A 15,226-nucleotide genomic window follows, 5' to 3' on the forward strand; every position below is an offset into this window, starting at 1 on the left:
CATGCTATGGATTAGATGATTTAAATGATTGGTAAATCATTTAAATATCTTTCTAAGACTCCTTTATTAATTGTTTTGATTTTATCGAAAAATGATTGCTAGACCATCAACGTTCATTTGATCTTTAGATGATGCTCTATTTATTATTAGATAACTTTTTGTATGACCATGATGGTTAGTTAAGCTGATTTGGGTGGGAAGTTTATTTTTTGAAGTCCTTACTGCATTGTTCAGGAGTCTGAGCCTTGACCAGAAAATTACTTTCTATTTCAGGCCTATTATTAATTTTGTTTCTATTCATTCATTTGGGTGGTTTGTTTCTTGCGGTGTTTGCTCCCTTAATGTTTGAAACTTATGCAACAACCTTACATTCAGCTTTTTGGTTTAAGTATTTTGAATTGGGATTGCTTGTTGTTGCTGTTACGCATATATGGTTAACGCTTTCAAAAGTAATTGCTAATTCTCAGTCAGGTAATTCTTCAGCATTATCTAGTCGGCGCAAAGATTTCTTTGCAGTATTTGCGGCGCGTACTCAACCTATTGGAGGTATTTTGCTGTTGTCGTTTATTTTGATTCATCTTGAGCAAGTTCGTTTCCCAAGGCCTCTTAGTGGAGAAGAGATTTCTGCTCTGTCAGTAGTTCTTCACTCTCCAATTACATTTTTAATTTATTTGCTCGGTTCACTTGCTTTACTTCTTCACCTCTTTCATGGTGCTGAGTCTGCTAATAGAAGCCTTGGGTTGTTAACGACTGAGAACACTTCCTTAATACGAGCCTTTGGACGTAGTATGTCGATCTTGATTGCATTTGGCTTTATTTTGATTACCTTTTTTCTACGGGGCAACATCCTAAATTCTCAGGTTGGATGAGTAACTCTCTAGATCCCTGCTTGCCAAGTGGACCATTAAAAGGTGCATGGGGAAGGATTTTGGAAAAATCTATTTCGATTAAACCTGAAAGGAAGGAAGATATGTCTATTGTTGTCGTAGGAAGTGGCTTGGCTGGATCTGCGGCGGCTGCAACCCTTGCCGAACAAGGCTATAGAATTAGATTAATTATATTTAATGATAGCCCTCGTCGTTCTCATTCCGTTGCTGCTCAAGGAGGGATCAATGCTGCAAGACCTTTGAGATTGGGAGATGAGGATGGAATTGATCAGTTGTTTAAGGATACTTTGAGAGGGGGTGATTTTAGATCGAGAGAGGCTGGTTGCCAAAGGCTTGCAGAAATAAGTAGCTCAATTGTTGATCAGTGTGTGGCTCAAGGCGTTCCTTTTGCTAGAGAGTATGACGGCTCGCTTGCTACAAGACGTTTTGGTGGAGCACTTATTAGTAGGACTTTTTATGCGCGTGGTCAAACAGGACAGCAATTACTTTATGGTGCTTATCAAGCTCTTATGCGTCAGGTCGCTAGTGGCAAAGTAGAACTCCTAACACGTAGAGATGTTCTTGAGTTGGTTAAAGTTAATGGCAAAGCAAGAGGAGTTGTTTGTCGTAATCTTCTTAATGGTGACATTGAAGTTTATAGAGCTCAAGCAGTGATCTTGGCTACAGGGGGATATAGCAATGTTTACTTTTTATCTACTAATTCGATGAAATCAAATGCTAGTGCAATATGGAGAACACATCGCCAAGGAGCGTTCTTTGCTAACCCATGCTTTACTCAGATACATCCTACGTGTATCCCTGTTGGGGGACCTTATCAGAGTAAATTAACTTTAATGAGTGAGAGTTTAAGGAATGATGGTCGAATTTGGCTCCATAAACTAGCTAAAGATAGACGATGCCCATCATCAATTCCTGAGGAAGAAAGAGATTATTTCTTAGAACGTCTTTATCCCACTTATGGAAATCTAGTGCCGAGGGATGTGGCATCACGTAGAACCAAAGAACTTTGCGACGCGGGATTTGGCGTGGGCATTGATGGACGCTCTGTTTATCTGGACCTTCGTGATGCAATCCTTAGTAAAGGATCAGATGTGATTAGATCTAAATATGGCAATTTGTTAGAGATGTATGAGCGAATAGTGGGAGAGGACCCGTTTAAAATGCCTATGCGAATTTATCCTGCACCTCATTACACAATGGGTGGTTTATGGGTTGATTATAATTTAATGAGTACTATCCCTGGCCTTTTTGTAATTGGCGAAGCTAATTGCACTGTGCATGGTGCCAATCGTTTAGGAGCAAATGCCCTTTTACAGTGTTTATCTGATGGTTATTTTATAGTCCCTACTTCTATTACAACATGGTTAGCAGAACATGGTTCTTCAAACTCATCAAAGGAAATAGATATCGCTTGTAAAGAGGCAGTTTCTAGAGTAAGAAGACGCATTTCTAATTTAACTAAAATCCAAGGATCAGTTTCAGTTGATATGTTTCATCGTAAACTCGGAGAGATAATGATTAATCGTTGTGGAATCACAAGAAACAAGACAGGTTTAGAAGCTGGACTGAATGAGGTCAGGTTTTTGCAAGATCAGTTCTATCAAGATGTTCGAATCCCTTACGGAGTTGACTGTCCTAATCCTGAACTTGAGAAGGCATTAAGAGTTTCTGATTTCTTTGAACTTTCCTTGTTGATGCTTACTGATGCACTAGAGAGAAATGAGTCATGCGGCGCACATTTTCGAGAGGAATTTCAGACACAAGCAGGAGAAGCAATGAGGAATGATTCTGAATATTCCCATATTGCAGCTTGGCAGTATGTAGAAAATTCAAAACCCATCAAGCACTGTGAGAAACTTTCTTTTACAAGTCTCAAGCCAAATACACGTAGTTATAAATGACAAGAAGAATCTCTCTTAAATTGCGTATTTGGCGCCAAGACTCGCAGGCTGATAAGGGCAAGTTTGATGAATATGTTTTGGAAAACCTTTCTATAGATCTTTCTATCTTGGAGATGTTAGATCAACTTAATGAAAAATTAATTTTGAATGGTGAGAGACCAATAAATTTTGAACATGATTGCAGAGAAGGTATTTGTGGAAGTTGTGGGTTTCTTATAAATGGACAAGCTCATGGGCCTAACACTGCTACAACTATTTGCCAGTTGTATCTTCGTCATTTCAAAGACAATCAAACCCTAACTCTTGAGCCATGGAGAGCAAAAGCTTTTCAGATAATTCAGGATCTCGTTGTAGATCGATCTCCTTTTGACAGGGTAATAGCCTCTGGAGGCTACTGTTCGGTGGACACTGCAGTTCCTCCGCCAGATGGCAATGCTTTCTTGGTAAGTCAGGAGGAGGCCTTCTCTGCCTTTCAAACAGCAACATGTATTGGTTGTGGAGCTTGTGTAGCAAGTTGTAAGAATGCTTCTGCAAGCTTATTTGTTGCTGCCAAGATTGCTCATTTAGGACAGTTGCCACAAGGACAATTAGATAGATCCCTTAGAACAAAAAACATGCAAAAACAAATGATCCAAGAAGGGTTTGGTAGTTGTAGTAATAATCTTGAATGTGAGGCGGTTTGTCCTAAGGAGATTTCAGCAAGTTGGATTAGTTGGATGAATAGAGAAGATCTTTGATGGATTTTGTGATGCGAGAAAATTGAAGGTATTTAATTAACCTCTAATTGATTCTAGGCTGGAGTAGTTGCATAGGTGGTTGATAAACTTGGCAGACCTGTTCCACCACTGTCTTGATCGTCATCATCATTGCCGAAGCTAGAGATAAGGGCATATATGCCTCCAAGCGAAAATATTGCAGAAAACACAATTGCTAATAATTCTGATTCCAAAATATTAAATAAAATTTTAGAGAGCCTAATTGATCAGAGGCTAATCTGCGAATATATTTTGTCTTAGTTAGAAGAGATTCTTTGCCTAAATTTATTTGTAAAGCAGCTTTCTGGATAGAAATATTAAAAAAAGAGTACTATTAAAGATGGTCTGTTATTCATTATTGGTCTCTTGAGATCCCTTTTATTGTCATTCTTTCACCCCACGTAATGACGACTTGCTTTGCTTTTGATGGAAACAAGAGATATATCCCTTGAAAAGACAATAGATATCTAATTACAGTTTGATGAAATTATTAAAAACAATAGAACAGAGACTAAAACTCAATTATTTCTAACAAGAGGATGAAACTAATTTTTTACGCATGATTTACAGGATTTGAATCGAATTGAAAGTTTATGCGCTATAAATACATACTTGTCTTTTCTTCAGCAATGGAATCTCAAAGGAATCAATCAGAGTCTGGCATGATTAAACGAATTCAACAGTTGGGATTAGACCGATGGGATGCTCTTTCAGATCGTCAGAGAAAATATACTAAGAAAATCTGGTCAGTGATTACTTTTAAGTGGAGATGGCAGATAGCTATGAATATTCCTTATCTAGCTATTTTTGTTTTAGACAGAAGTATTCCATCTGTTCACAAGTTCAACATGGATCTACTTTTGGCTGTTAGTTCTAAGCTTCCGATTCCCTCGTTTCTTTCTTCTTGGTCTGGGTTAGGGTAAACAAAAGTAAGTATAGGATTGTTTTGTTATGGTTTTGAAAATTGATTTGGATTTAAATTGTGAATAGTTTGTTTGCTGTACTTGATCCAGGGATTAAGCTTTTTATTTCTATAGTAGCTATTGCTGGCCCATTATCTATTCTTTTAATGTTCCTCCTTCTCAAAAAGATTGAGAAAAACTCGCCTGACCGGATTAGATGGCGTTAATAGAATCGATGTTAATGCCATCAATACTATAGATAATTGTCAGTTCAATAACTAAATCAAATCATGGATACTTGGTTCTTATTGAGTTACGACTTAGCTTAATCTAAATATTTGTTCTGCGAATGAAGCGTATGATTCCGGATCACAAGTCAAAATAATTACTTGTAAGCCTTGGTTAACAGCTTTTGTCAGCATTTGTTTGATATGGGGGATTCGTTCTGGATCCGAGTTTGCAAATGCATCATCAAAGACTAGAGGTAGACATCCATCATGTTCATGTTTCAGCACTTCAGCCATGGATAGACGTAGTGCAGCTGATAGTTGCTCTCTCATCCCTCCGCTTAATTGATCGAAGGAATAAAATTCTTTCCCTCTTTTCATTTGAAGACCGCTGAAACCTGTAGTCTGATTGAAACTTAAGTGTGCTATGGGCTGTTTTGAAAATAAAGGTTGCAGATATTTTCCAATTGACTTTGCTAAAGGCTCGCTATAACGGCTTGAGAGATCTGACTGAACATTATTGAAAAGCTCTTTTAGTAATTTGTGTGAATCTGTTATTCTCTGAAGACTTTTAAAGTCAGTTTCCACATTTTCTAACTTGACTTTCGTTTCTTCGACAGCAGCATAAGGGTCTGAATTGCTAATGGTTTCACAATTTCTTCTGGCAGCTCCTTTGCTGGCAATTAGGGCTTCTTTTTTTTGATCAAGAGATTTAAGTCTGTTTTCAATGCTTGATAAGTCTGATGATTTATCACATTTTTCTAATGAATTGAATTGACTTTTTAAATTAGTTAAATGATCTTGTGATTTTTGAAGTTGTAGTTTAATTGAGTTTATTTTAGTTTCTAAAAGTTTTTCTTCGCCATGCTCTTCTTGAAGAGATTTAAGGATTTTTCTGGAAGAGATTAGTTCCCCATTAATTATTTTTGAATTACTTTCATTCTCTATTAGATCGCTTCTAAATTTCTGTACAGTAGATTGTGTTTTTTCTAAATCTTGCTCTGATTCATTCAAGCTTGAAGATGTATCAATAAAAGCCTTTTTTGCCTTGCGCTGTAGTTCGGTGAGTTCAATTACATTGTTCGATAAAAGTTGTTCGTTTTCCAATTCCTTACTATTTTTAAGACAAGCTAGAATTTGTTTTTCAAAATCCCAATCCTTTAGTTTGCATTCTTCGAGTTCCTCTTTTTTTGATTGAATACTCTCTTTTGTCGCTATGTCTAGAGCTGCAATTTGCTGTTCTAGACTAAACCTGGTTTCAAAATGCTCCTCTGCAAACTCCAATGATTGCAAGCCATTTTCAGATAGTAGGTTTGAATATTCTTTTTTCATCTCCTTATATTTAAATTGTACATCACTTAGAGTTTCATACCCACCTGGAGTGATTTCTAAAGCAATCTTGTCTCCAATTTCTAGTTCAAAAGTTTTACTAAATTGCTCTTTTTCTCCAATCGGAAGCTTCTTACCATTAAGAAGAATAGGCTGATTAGATCGTATGATTTTGACGCTTGTTGTCATTGAATTTTGCCGAGTACGACTATCTCGAATTTTTTGATTTAATTCTTTTAACTTTTGCAAGTCTGAGCGACTTATCTTTGAATAAGAAGTTACTTGCTGTTCAAGCTCTTTTTGTTTCGTTGTGAGCTGTTCTATTTTATTTAATTCAGTATTTAACCTAGAGATTGATTCTTTAATGCGTGCTTGATCTACTAATACTTGAAGCACCTCGCGTCGCTTATTGATTCGTCCAAGATCTTCTTTTAGCTTGTGATGCATTTCCTGTTTTGTTTTTAATTTTTCAGTCATTAAGCTCTCAAGCGCTTTTTCTTGATTGTGTTCCTTGAATGATTCCTTCTGTTCCTGCTCCTTTTTCTTAATATCACCTTTAAGTTGCCTAATGCTTATCAACGCTTTTTGTGATGTGTTATACCGTAATTCAATTGGTTCCAACTCCTTTTCAACAAGATTTATTTCTCGTTCAAGTTTTTTGATGTTTTCAGCTTTTATAGACACAAGATGTTTCTGCTTAAGAAGTTTGGGTAATTCTAGATTTTGCAGATGATTCAACTCTTCAGTAATTTCAATGAGTTCTTCACTGGATTGTTCATATTCTTCAAGTCTAGATATTGCTATTTCCAGAGCACTTTCTGCATTGTCTAATTCTTTTTGGCGTTGCCAATAAGGAGAGTTTTTCTTGGTTCCACGTCTAGTAAAGTTCTCTTCGATTGCCTCTTCAATTTTTTTTATGACACGTTGATCATTATTTGATTGCTGAATAGCAGCACCACCAGTTTTTTCCAGTTGAATTAGTAATGAATCAAAATCGTAATACTCTTTTTCATTCTTTAGAAGATCATTACCTGCTGACCCTTGCATTACCCAAAGATGTGACCAGCGAGTTGCTAAAAGACTGCCTGCTTGACGGCTCCCTAGGGATTCTTTTACTCCAAGAATACCTGCCAAGCATTCTTCAGCGTTTTGTCCTGAGAGTTGTTCACCAGTTTCTTCACTAAGAAGAGTGACTTGTCCTGATGCCCCTGTAAAACACTTATTCAAGAAATATGTTTGACCTTTGGCTTCAAATTGGAGATGAATAGTCGGGTGACCCAAATGTATTTTTGACCTAAGAGCTTCTATTGGGGCACCAGTTGCTGTTGCCTTTAAAAACAAGGTTCTGTGAATAGCTTCAATTAGGGTGCTTTTTCCTGTTTCGTTTCTCCCGCCAATTAATGTGATTTTTGGTGAAAAATTCACAGTGAGATCATCATGTGTCTTGACGTTCTTTATTTGGCACTTAACAAGACGCATAGAAATTTAATTTTTCCCAGCAAATTTGTATAACTGACAAAGTGCGATACGAATAACGTAAGCCTTTTCAGAAGCTTGATCTTTTTCTTTCTTTAATTGTTCTTGAAGTTGACTTGCTACTTTAGCGATTAATGGATCTTCAGTTGACCTTGTCAGTTCTTCTAGTTCATCTGATTTAGGCGTTTGGTGACATTCTCCTTTAATTCGCAGTCGCAATAATTTATTTTCTAAATCCGTTTTTAACAGCTCATATTTACGATGGCCAGCAAGACTTAACTCGCCACTTATTTCAACCCTCAACAAATCACGTGCAACACGACCAGCTGTTAAAGCTTCTATTTCGCGTTCAAATCGGTTAAGGTCATCGTCACTATGAAACTTAAAATTCATGTTGTGCCATTGAAGTCGACCAGTAGGGATTGCTTTAACTTGTGCGGCCCCATTTCGGGAAACATCTACTTCTAAAATCTGACCACGTTGATTATTCTCCCCTTGATTGAAACGATCAGGTTCTGGAGTCCCCGAGTACCATGCTTTTTGACTAACTTGCTTTAGATTGTGCCAGTCACCTAAGGCAATGTAGTCAATTTCTTTGTCTGGAACCTCTTTTAAATTAATGATGTTGTTTGCATTGGGTTGAGCTTCTTCATCCAAGATGTAATCACGTCCACTGAACTCATGAACTCCACCGTGAGCAAGAATAATCCTTGGCTTTAAGGAGGACACTGAATTCCAGTCCAAAGTTTTTAACCATAGAGTTGGATCAGCATTGCTCTTATTTCGTAATAATGGGCAAGGAAAAATTACTGCTTCTTCAATCTCAACTGGTTGAGAGTTAAGCAAAATCTTAAGGTTTGGGGCCAATTGTTTTTGGTGTTTAATGAAGTCATTGCTATGCCAAACTGTTCCAAGTGCCCCGTGATCATGATTGCCTGGGATAACAAATGTTGGAACTTGCATCTCCCCGATAGTTTCTAAAACTTCTGTGACAGTAGATGTCGAAGGCGTCGGAGAATCAAATAAGTCTCCTGCAATGAGGACGAATTGAGATCCAACCTCTCTTGTTTTATCTCGAATACGACCAATAACGTTGAGCCGTTCTTGTCTAAGCTTGAAACGCTTTTGCTCATCCTTTATTTGAAGATATGGCTTCCCAATCTGCCAATCTGCTGTGTGGATGAAGCGTGCCAAGGTCAGTTCTTCTCAACGGTTGTTAAAGATTTTTTTATTATCCGACAAATTTAAATGAATTGCAGAATTCAATTAACAGACTTTTGAGAATTTCTGTGTTTTATCTCCCTTGCTCCAGAGGTTTTGAATTTCTTTGTTAATGAAGTGAATTTATTGGTTGCCTAACAGGCCCCTTTCTGTAATTAACCCTGACACGTGCGAGACCCTTGACGACTCGGCTGATTTCGGCTAGTACTTAAGTACTAGTTAGGGATGATTTTGAGGTGGCTTTCCCTATTTCGAAGACTCTTACTTCTGATGAGGAATTGAATTTTCTTTCAGCTAAATGTGGTGATTTTGTGGCGCTTTCTTCTCCGCAATCCTCCCCAGATGATTGGTGGGTAGGGATGATAATTAGTCAAGTTGGAAGTTCTATAAACCCTTCTATTAACACACTTTTTCAGGTGATTAATATTGATACTGGGATAGTAAAGGTGGTTAACGCTGATTTCGTTAGAGGAATTATTCAGACTACTAATTTAAAGACATAATTAGAGAGTTAAGTTGAGAATATATTGATGTGTAACTTTATAAATATATTAAATACCTTAGTATTTATCGTTAGAAGATATTTATGATGAAAGTTTCATTCTCAAGCAAAGCTTATAAAATTATCTAAGCTATGATTTTGGTATAGTTTTATTTGTAAAACAAAGAGATTTATTCTTTATTAAAATTAATTCAATGAAGACTCCTAAATTTGCTAATAATCAACCATGGCGAGTATGGCTTTTTGTTATAGGACTGAATATTTTAGCTTTTATAGGGGTGTTTTTCTTAAAATTAAAGGGAATTGACCTATATGCTTTTAGAGGAGGTAGTTGAGACGATATATAAGAATAAAAACTTGTCCAGTCTTTTATTCTTAAAAACCATTGTGCTTTTTTGAATTGAAAATCATTGCAAGAGGCAAGTTAGAATTATTTTGATGATTATTCCTTTGATCGTTAATAAAAGTAAGTACCATAATAATTAATGGAGAAACGAAGGCAAATGCTGCAATTAATGCAAATAATTGAGTAGATTTTATTAATTTTGATTTGATTAGGGGGTCACCACATAGCCCACAAATTAAGGCCCCATCCTTTCTTCTAGTGTGAAATTGATAGTGAGGATTGCAATAGGGGCAATAGTATTTACTCATTGATAAATATTAAAAGAATTATTAGGAAAGATCAATCTGGTTTGAAGTTGCGAAAGATATTAAAGCAAAGCGCTTATCTATTAACTTAGATATTAATAATTTGGATGATTCATTCATTTGCTTAATTTTTTCTACTTCTTTATGCAAGAAATTTGAAATTTGTATTTGTTCTTTAATCGGTGGTATCGGGATCCTTATTTTTTGGAAATCCTCTTTTCTGAAAGATGGCTGCATATGAATTGGGATTTTATTTTTCTCTATTTTGAATATACTTGAAAAGCAATATTCAAAATAAGCTGTATGGCATGAATTATCTTTTGCTGAAATTACCATACAGTTTTGCGATAAGTTGAATCGGCCTTTGATTAACTTTACACTCATTGCTTTTGCTCCAACTGTTGTAGTAAGTATGACTCCTTTTTCACCTGCATCAAATTCAAAAGTATTGATGTAGGCCATTATTCCATCACTTTGAGTTTGGCCACTGTATACAGGGTAATCTCCTTCATTTTTAGAACAGTACTCTTTAGTAAGCTTTTGTGAATTCTTTCCCTTACTTGTTTTAAATAATTGCGATAACTTCTTTGATTGCCAATGATTAGGAATTTTACCTAATAAAAAGAGTTTGGAATTCTTCATAGATACTTCTTTATCCAATCCTTTTGTGATTGCGTCTAAAACAAGAGCTTGTTTTTTCTCATCTAGTAATGTGATTAAATTATATTGATTTTGGATTGCTAAGTTGATTTTAATAATCTCTTGATCAAGAAATTTATAAATTTTCTTTTGCTCATAATTAGAAGGTAAAAGTATTTTTAGAGACTTAATTAACTCCTGATTTATATTTGGTTGTGCTCCACCTATAGCCATGGAAAATAAGACATGTCTTAGTCCAATTAAACAGTAGAATAAATACTTCAATTCGCATTTATTAAAAGGTGATAAGACGCAACATGCTTGATTTACAGTAAAAGAAAATTTTGGTATGGAAACTCTTCCAATGGTTGCTCCGTACATAGCGATTATTATTGAATTTCTTGGATAAATTTTTAGTGAAGGGTTGTTATCTAGAGCATATTGAGTAACATAAGAATTGGGTTTTTCGATAATTCCGTCATTTAAATCACCAGATAAAATCCAAGGTATATTTCCTTTTGTGAAGTTCCTAGCATCATTTTTATCAGGAGTTGTTCCACTGCCAATTATTTTACATAAATGAGATATTTTTTTTGCCGTCAAATTGGTAATTTGTTCATCTGCATCAATTAATATATTGGAATTAAATAGGTTATTAATCATTCTATAATTTGTTTTGATAGAGTAGAAAATACTTTAAATAAATCTCTTAACTCCTGATTAATCTTCTCTAGTGATCTTATCTTTGGAAAATTATAAAAGTACCTATTAAATAAGATTTCATAGCCTATTTTTGTTTTATCTTCATTAATCCAAGCATCAGGGTAATGTGTAAGAATCTCTCTCTTAAAGTAAGAATCTACTGGTTCAGATAATGGTATACTTTCTGTATCACGTAGTTCTGGGTCAAATTGAGTACTGCCTTTATATTTCCCTTTACGGATTGTTATTACGTTGCCTTTAATGTCTTTCTTAGGTCTATCTACTGTAATTAGCTTGTAACCAAGTTCTTCTGTCTTTAAAATCCTACAGATTGATTTTCCTTCTGTTTTTACTTCTTTAAAAGAATTAAATATTTTTGTGATTTCAGAAATTTCATTATCTCTCAACTCTTGTCGTTTGCTACCTAAACTTTTCCTCATTTTTTTTGAGAAGGTACTACAATCAATTAATTGAACTTTACCTTTTCGACTTGATTCTTTTTTGTTAGTGATAATCCATATGTATGTGCTAATTGCAGTGTTGTAAAACAATTCCTGAGGTAATTGAATAATTGCTTCGACGTAATCATTCTCAAGTACATAACGCCTTATTTCACTTTCTCCAGAGCCAGCGCTGCCAGTGAACATTGGTGACCCGCTTAATACAATCCCTATTCGACTACCACCTTTAGAAGCTGGTAGCATTTTCGATATCAAATGCATCAAAAATAATAATGAGCCATCACTAACTCTTGGTAGGCCAGGCCCAAACCGACCTGAGAATCCTTTGTCTCGATATTCTTTTTTTACTTCTTTTTGGACTTTTTTCCAGTCCACTCCAAATGGAGGGTTTGAAAGCATATAGTCATATTTCTTCTTGGCATGATGATCATGGGAAAGAGTATTCCCTAAGCAGATATTATTAATATCCTGACCCCTTATCAACATATCTGCTTTGCATATTGCGTAGGACTCAGGATTTATTTCTTGTCCTGAAACTATAAGTTTAGCGGATGGATTTATAGCTTTTATATGTTCTTCTGCAACGCTTAACATTCCTCCAGTACCTGCAGTTGGGTCGTATATACTTTTAACTATATCTTCAGCTAATAGCGCTTCTTTATCTTTACTAAATAAAAGATTTACCATCAAATTAATAACTTCTCTTGGAGTAAAGTGTTCTCCTTGTATATCGTTAGAAAGTTCAGCAAATTTGCGTATCAGCTCTTCAAATATTGTTCCCATCTCAGTATTGCTTATAGTAGTTGGATGAAGGTCTATTAATGTAAATTTTCGTGTGACTTGGCTAAGGAGGTTAGTTTTGTTAAGTCGATCAATATGGGTTTCAAACTCAAAGCTTTCAAAAATACCTTTAATAGTAGGGCTAAAGGATTGTATATAAGCATTTATGTTTTTACTAATTGAGCCTTCATCGAGAATTATTTCCTTAAGCCCCAGGAGTGAAGGAGAACAAGAATTAACATCAGGTTGATTAAGCCGAAAAGCTTTTGACTTTAATGAAGGCGCTTTATGAGATGTTCTTTTTTCACATACACCTCTCTTCTCTGCTTCTAAGACACAATCGATACGCCTTAATACGGTAAAAGCCAAAATCACTTGGCCATAGTCACTTTTTTTATAATTGTCACGTAGGAGCTCAGCGACTGACCAAATAAAGGCAGAGAGATTTTTATCTGCCAAAGCAGTTTTTGATGACTTAAATAGATTTTGACTACCTTTTCCTACTTTTGCTTGGACTTTCTTTAGATAAGAATTTGATTGTTGCTTTTATTCAAAAGCAGATTGATTTGACATTGTTGAGATTGAGAGTGTCTTACAGTGAAGAGCAATTAATTTTCAATTTATTTTTAATGCGGGTGTAGTTCAGTGGTAGAACGTCAGCTTCCCAAGCTGAATGTCGCCAGTTCGAGTCTGGTCATCCGCTTTCTTCCTTTTGTATGAGAAATATTATTTTGCAAAGAGTTTAGATGTATTCATATCTATGATTCTCTAAGTTGTTAAATCAATTTAATTGTAACCCAATATATAAGTTAAGTAGTAGGTCTATCTACTTTCTCTTGTTTTAGCAGATAAAGTGTTTCCAGATCTTGAAATGAACTCGCAATTTTTCTTCTTAAAACTGTAAGTGACTTGGCATCCATTTTTGATTCATTGATCATTGATTCTGATTGACTGATTGCGTGTTCTAATGTTCTAATTTTAATTTCTAAAACTTCAGCGGATTTCTTGCATTCATCAAGAGTAAATTTATCTATCATTGCAGACTTCTCTTTTAAAAACATTATTAGTTTAGTAAACTTATATCATTAATAATTGATTTATTAAAAAAATTCTTTTCATTGTTAGAGTGTGAGTAACCGCCTTTATGCATTTAGCAAAAGGTATTAACCTTATTAGGATTTATATTTGACATGGCAACTTATTTGGTAACAGGAGCCAATCGAGGCATTGGTTTGGAATATTGCAAGCAATTAAAAAATAGAGGGGATGATGTTATTGGGACCTGTCGTTCTTGTGAGAAAGAACTTTTTGATCTTGGAGTTAGAGTTGAATCTGATGTTGACATTACTTCAGGTGAATCGGTTCTCAGGCTTATAAAAACATTGAAAGGTGTCAAGATTGACGTGTTGATTCAAAATGCCGGGATATTAGAGGCGAATTCTTTTTCTAATTTTGATCCGGAGAGCATTACAAGGCAATTCGAAGTAAATGCACTAAGTCCTTTATGCTTTACACGTGCGATCATTAATAATTTAAGTTGTGGCTCAAAAGTAATTCTTATGTCGAGTCGTATGGGATCTATTTCTGACAACTCTTCAGGAGGTTCTTATGGATACAGAATGTCTAAAGTCGCATTATGCATGGCTGGTAAGTCATTAGCAATTGATTTAATCCCTCAGGGAATAGCAGTAGCTCTATTACATCCAGGATTAGTTAGTACACGTATGACAGGATTTACTCAGCAGGGAATAACACCTAAACAATCTGTAGAAGGACTCCTTGAACGAATTGATTCATTAAGTTTAGAAAATACCGGTTTGTTTTGGCATGCAAACGGTGAGATTCTCCCTTGGTAGTCCCTTTAGATTGGTCTGGTCTTAAGCTGTTAGGTTAATAAAACAATAATTCTGAAGTAAAAGCTATAAAAAAGTAGCCAATGCAAATTACTGGCTATTAAGTAAAGAATTGTCTTAAGAATGATGGCTGCTTTTGCTCGAACAAGAACAAGATCATTGCTATCTAAGCTATGGCCATTGTCAATACAAGTTATACAGAGTCGCAAGGTTGATATGCCTCAGTTAAAAGGTTTATTAGATAGTCAATTTCAAAAAAAGCAACAATTTCTTAAAGCCATCAAGAATGGCGGGATATGGTTCTCTTGATAAACCTTTCCAGCTCTTATCTTTTGTGAAATGAAGTTAAGCTAGAGGTTGATCACTGTCTGCCCACATTGGGTCTTGTCTATTAAAGGTTTTTTTAGAAGGAGGCCTATATCGATGAAGGCTCTCAATTTGTTTAACCCATTCTCCTGTAAACCCTTTCAATCCTTTAATCATTGCTGGATGAGAAAAGTTCATTTTTCTTCGTATTATCAATAGGCCGACTACTTTTTCAAATAAATCTTTTTCTTTATAAAGGTTTAGCCAGAAATCATAAATCTCTTCAAGAATATTAAGAGGAAGGTCATATGAAATTCCTTGAGATGGTGTTTCTAAAAAATAACCATCAGAGATACAATCATTTATTAGGTTCGCAAGATTTATTTCAATAGCATTTAATATTTCTTTTGCTGCAGACTCTCCAATTAGCTCTTTGCGATAGCACTCTAAAAAACATTTATCTTCTTTTAGTGGATCTTCATTTTTAGTTAGGCCAATCCTCCAAAATCCCTCACCTTGCTTTTCCCCATTTACTAAATACAAAAATTGACATTCAGTCATTTTATTTGCCAAATGATATAGGCATTAACTGAGTAGAAGTTTTCTTTCAGTTTTTTGACAATGCTTTTTGAGC

Annotated in this window: 17 protein-coding genes and 1 tRNA gene; 10 read left to right on the forward strand and 8 right to left on the reverse strand. The window is 35.3% G+C overall.

Annotation, left to right across the window (positions count from 1 at the left end; all coding sequences use genetic code 11):
- Window positions 1-245: 245 nt before the first annotated feature.
- From PRO_RS03460 to PRO_RS03470, 3 genes are read left to right on the forward strand one after another with little or no spacing between them, the layout of a single operon-like run.
- Window positions 246-869, forward strand: a complete 624-nt coding sequence (locus tag PRO_RS03460) for a hypothetical protein (RefSeq protein WP_036891618.1) — start codon at window positions 246-248, stop codon at window positions 867-869.
- Window positions 866-2,788, forward strand: a complete 1,923-nt coding sequence (locus PRO_RS03465) for a fumarate reductase/succinate dehydrogenase flavoprotein subunit (RefSeq protein WP_011124851.1) — start codon at window positions 866-868, stop codon at window positions 2,786-2,788. The genes PRO_RS03460 and PRO_RS03465 overlap by 4 nt, the downstream gene beginning before the upstream one ends.
- Window positions 2,785-3,525: a succinate dehydrogenase/fumarate reductase iron-sulfur subunit gene (locus tag PRO_RS03470; protein WP_011124852.1), complete on the forward strand. Its 741-nt coding sequence runs from the start codon at window positions 2,785-2,787 to the stop codon at window positions 3,523-3,525. Before PRO_RS03465 ends, PRO_RS03470 begins: the two co-directional genes overlap by 4 nt.
- Before the next feature lie 53 nt (window positions 3,526-3,578).
- Here the strand turns inward: PRO_RS03470 and PRO_RS03475 are convergent, their stop codons facing one another.
- Entirely contained in the window at window positions 3,579-3,737 is a 159-nt protein-coding gene (locus PRO_RS03475; protein ID WP_164923187.1) for a hypothetical protein, read from the reverse strand.
- A 399-nt stretch (window positions 3,738-4,136) separates the two neighbouring features.
- Between PRO_RS03475 and PRO_RS03480 the strand changes: the two genes are divergently transcribed.
- Window positions 4,137-4,466 (forward strand): hypothetical protein, encoded by a 330-nt coding sequence (locus tag PRO_RS03480; protein WP_011124853.1) that lies wholly within the window; start codon window positions 4,137-4,139, stop codon window positions 4,464-4,466.
- 59 nt (window positions 4,467-4,525) lie between these two features.
- A complete protein-coding gene (locus PRO_RS03485) occupies window positions 4,526-4,672 on the forward strand; it encodes a hypothetical protein (protein ID WP_164923224.1) in 147 nt (48 codons plus the stop codon).
- Between the two features lie 93 nt (window positions 4,673-4,765).
- On the opposite strand, the gene PRO_RS03490 is transcribed toward PRO_RS03485, so the two are convergent.
- Together PRO_RS03490 and PRO_RS03495 are read right to left on the reverse strand one after the other, a co-directional pair.
- Window positions 4,766-7,480, reverse strand: coding sequence for an AAA family ATPase (locus PRO_RS03490; RefSeq protein WP_011124854.1), 2,715 nt, complete (start codon window positions 7,478-7,480; stop codon window positions 4,766-4,768).
- A 6-nt stretch (window positions 7,481-7,486) separates the two neighbouring features.
- Window positions 7,487-8,671, reverse strand: a complete 1,185-nt coding sequence (locus PRO_RS03495; protein ID WP_011124855.1) for a metallophosphoesterase family protein — start codon at window positions 8,669-8,671, stop codon at window positions 7,487-7,489.
- A gap of 263 nt (window positions 8,672-8,934) precedes the next feature.
- Between PRO_RS03495 and PRO_RS03500 the strand changes: the two genes are divergently transcribed.
- Together PRO_RS03500 and PRO_RS09360 are read left to right on the forward strand one after the other, a co-directional pair.
- Window positions 8,935-9,201 carry a DUF3104 domain-containing protein gene (locus PRO_RS03500; protein WP_011124856.1) on the forward strand — a complete coding sequence of 89 codons (267 nt, stop codon included), beginning with the start codon at window positions 8,935-8,937 and terminating at the stop codon, window positions 9,199-9,201.
- A 193-nt stretch (window positions 9,202-9,394) separates the two neighbouring features.
- A complete protein-coding gene (locus tag PRO_RS09360) occupies window positions 9,395-9,535 on the forward strand; it encodes a hypothetical protein (RefSeq protein ID WP_011124857.1) in 141 nt (46 codons plus the stop codon).
- A 40-nt stretch (window positions 9,536-9,575) separates the two neighbouring features.
- Here PRO_RS09360 and PRO_RS03505 read toward each other — a convergent pair whose 3' ends face one another.
- The 3 genes from PRO_RS03505 to PRO_RS03515 are packed head-to-tail and all read right to left on the reverse strand — an operon-like array spanning window position 9,576 to window position 12,892.
- Complete coding sequence (locus tag PRO_RS03505; protein ID WP_011124858.1) at window positions 9,576-9,854, reverse strand: Zn ribbon-like protein; 279 nt, start codon at window positions 9,852-9,854, stop codon at window positions 9,576-9,578.
- 21 nt (window positions 9,855-9,875) lie between these two features.
- Complete coding sequence (locus PRO_RS03510) at window positions 9,876-11,153, reverse strand: restriction endonuclease subunit S (protein WP_011124859.1); 1,278 nt, start codon at window positions 11,151-11,153, stop codon at window positions 9,876-9,878.
- The gene (locus tag PRO_RS03515; protein WP_011124860.1) at window positions 11,150-12,892 is read right to left on the reverse strand and encodes a type I restriction-modification system subunit M; all 1,743 of its coding nucleotides are present in this window, start codon (window positions 12,890-12,892) and stop codon (window positions 11,150-11,152) included. Before PRO_RS03515 ends, PRO_RS03510 begins: the two co-directional genes overlap by 4 nt.
- Window positions 12,893-13,064: 172 nt before the next feature.
- On the opposite strand from PRO_RS03515, the gene PRO_RS03520 reads away from it, so the two are divergent.
- Window positions 13,065-13,136 (forward strand) — tRNA-Gly (locus PRO_RS03520).
- Between the two features lie 106 nt (window positions 13,137-13,242).
- On the opposite strand, the gene PRO_RS03525 is transcribed toward PRO_RS03520, so the two are convergent.
- Window positions 13,243-13,494, reverse strand: coding sequence for a hypothetical protein (locus PRO_RS03525; RefSeq protein ID WP_338109208.1), 252 nt, complete (start codon window positions 13,492-13,494; stop codon window positions 13,243-13,245).
- Window positions 13,495-13,623: 129 nt separating this feature from the next.
- Between PRO_RS03525 and PRO_RS03530 the strand changes: the two genes are divergently transcribed.
- Entirely contained in the window at window positions 13,624-14,289 is a 666-nt protein-coding gene (locus PRO_RS03530) for an SDR family oxidoreductase (RefSeq protein ID WP_011124862.1), read from the forward strand.
- Between the two features lie 120 nt (window positions 14,290-14,409).
- On the forward strand, window positions 14,410-14,595 hold the full coding sequence (locus tag PRO_RS03535) for a hypothetical protein (RefSeq protein ID WP_011124863.1): 186 nt from the start codon (window positions 14,410-14,412) through the stop codon (window positions 14,593-14,595).
- 36 nt (window positions 14,596-14,631) lie between these two features.
- Here the strand turns inward: PRO_RS03535 and PRO_RS03540 are convergent, their stop codons facing one another.
- Window positions 14,632-15,153 carry a hypothetical protein gene (locus PRO_RS03540; RefSeq protein ID WP_011124864.1) on the reverse strand — a complete coding sequence of 174 codons (522 nt, stop codon included), beginning with the start codon at window positions 15,151-15,153 and terminating at the stop codon, window positions 14,632-14,634.
- Window positions 15,154-15,226 lie beyond the last annotated feature (73 nt).

The organism is Prochlorococcus marinus subsp. marinus str. CCMP1375, from assembly GCF_000007925.1.
GTDB lineage: Bacteria > Cyanobacteriota > Cyanobacteriia > PCC-6307 > Cyanobiaceae > Prochlorococcus_E > Prochlorococcus_E marinus.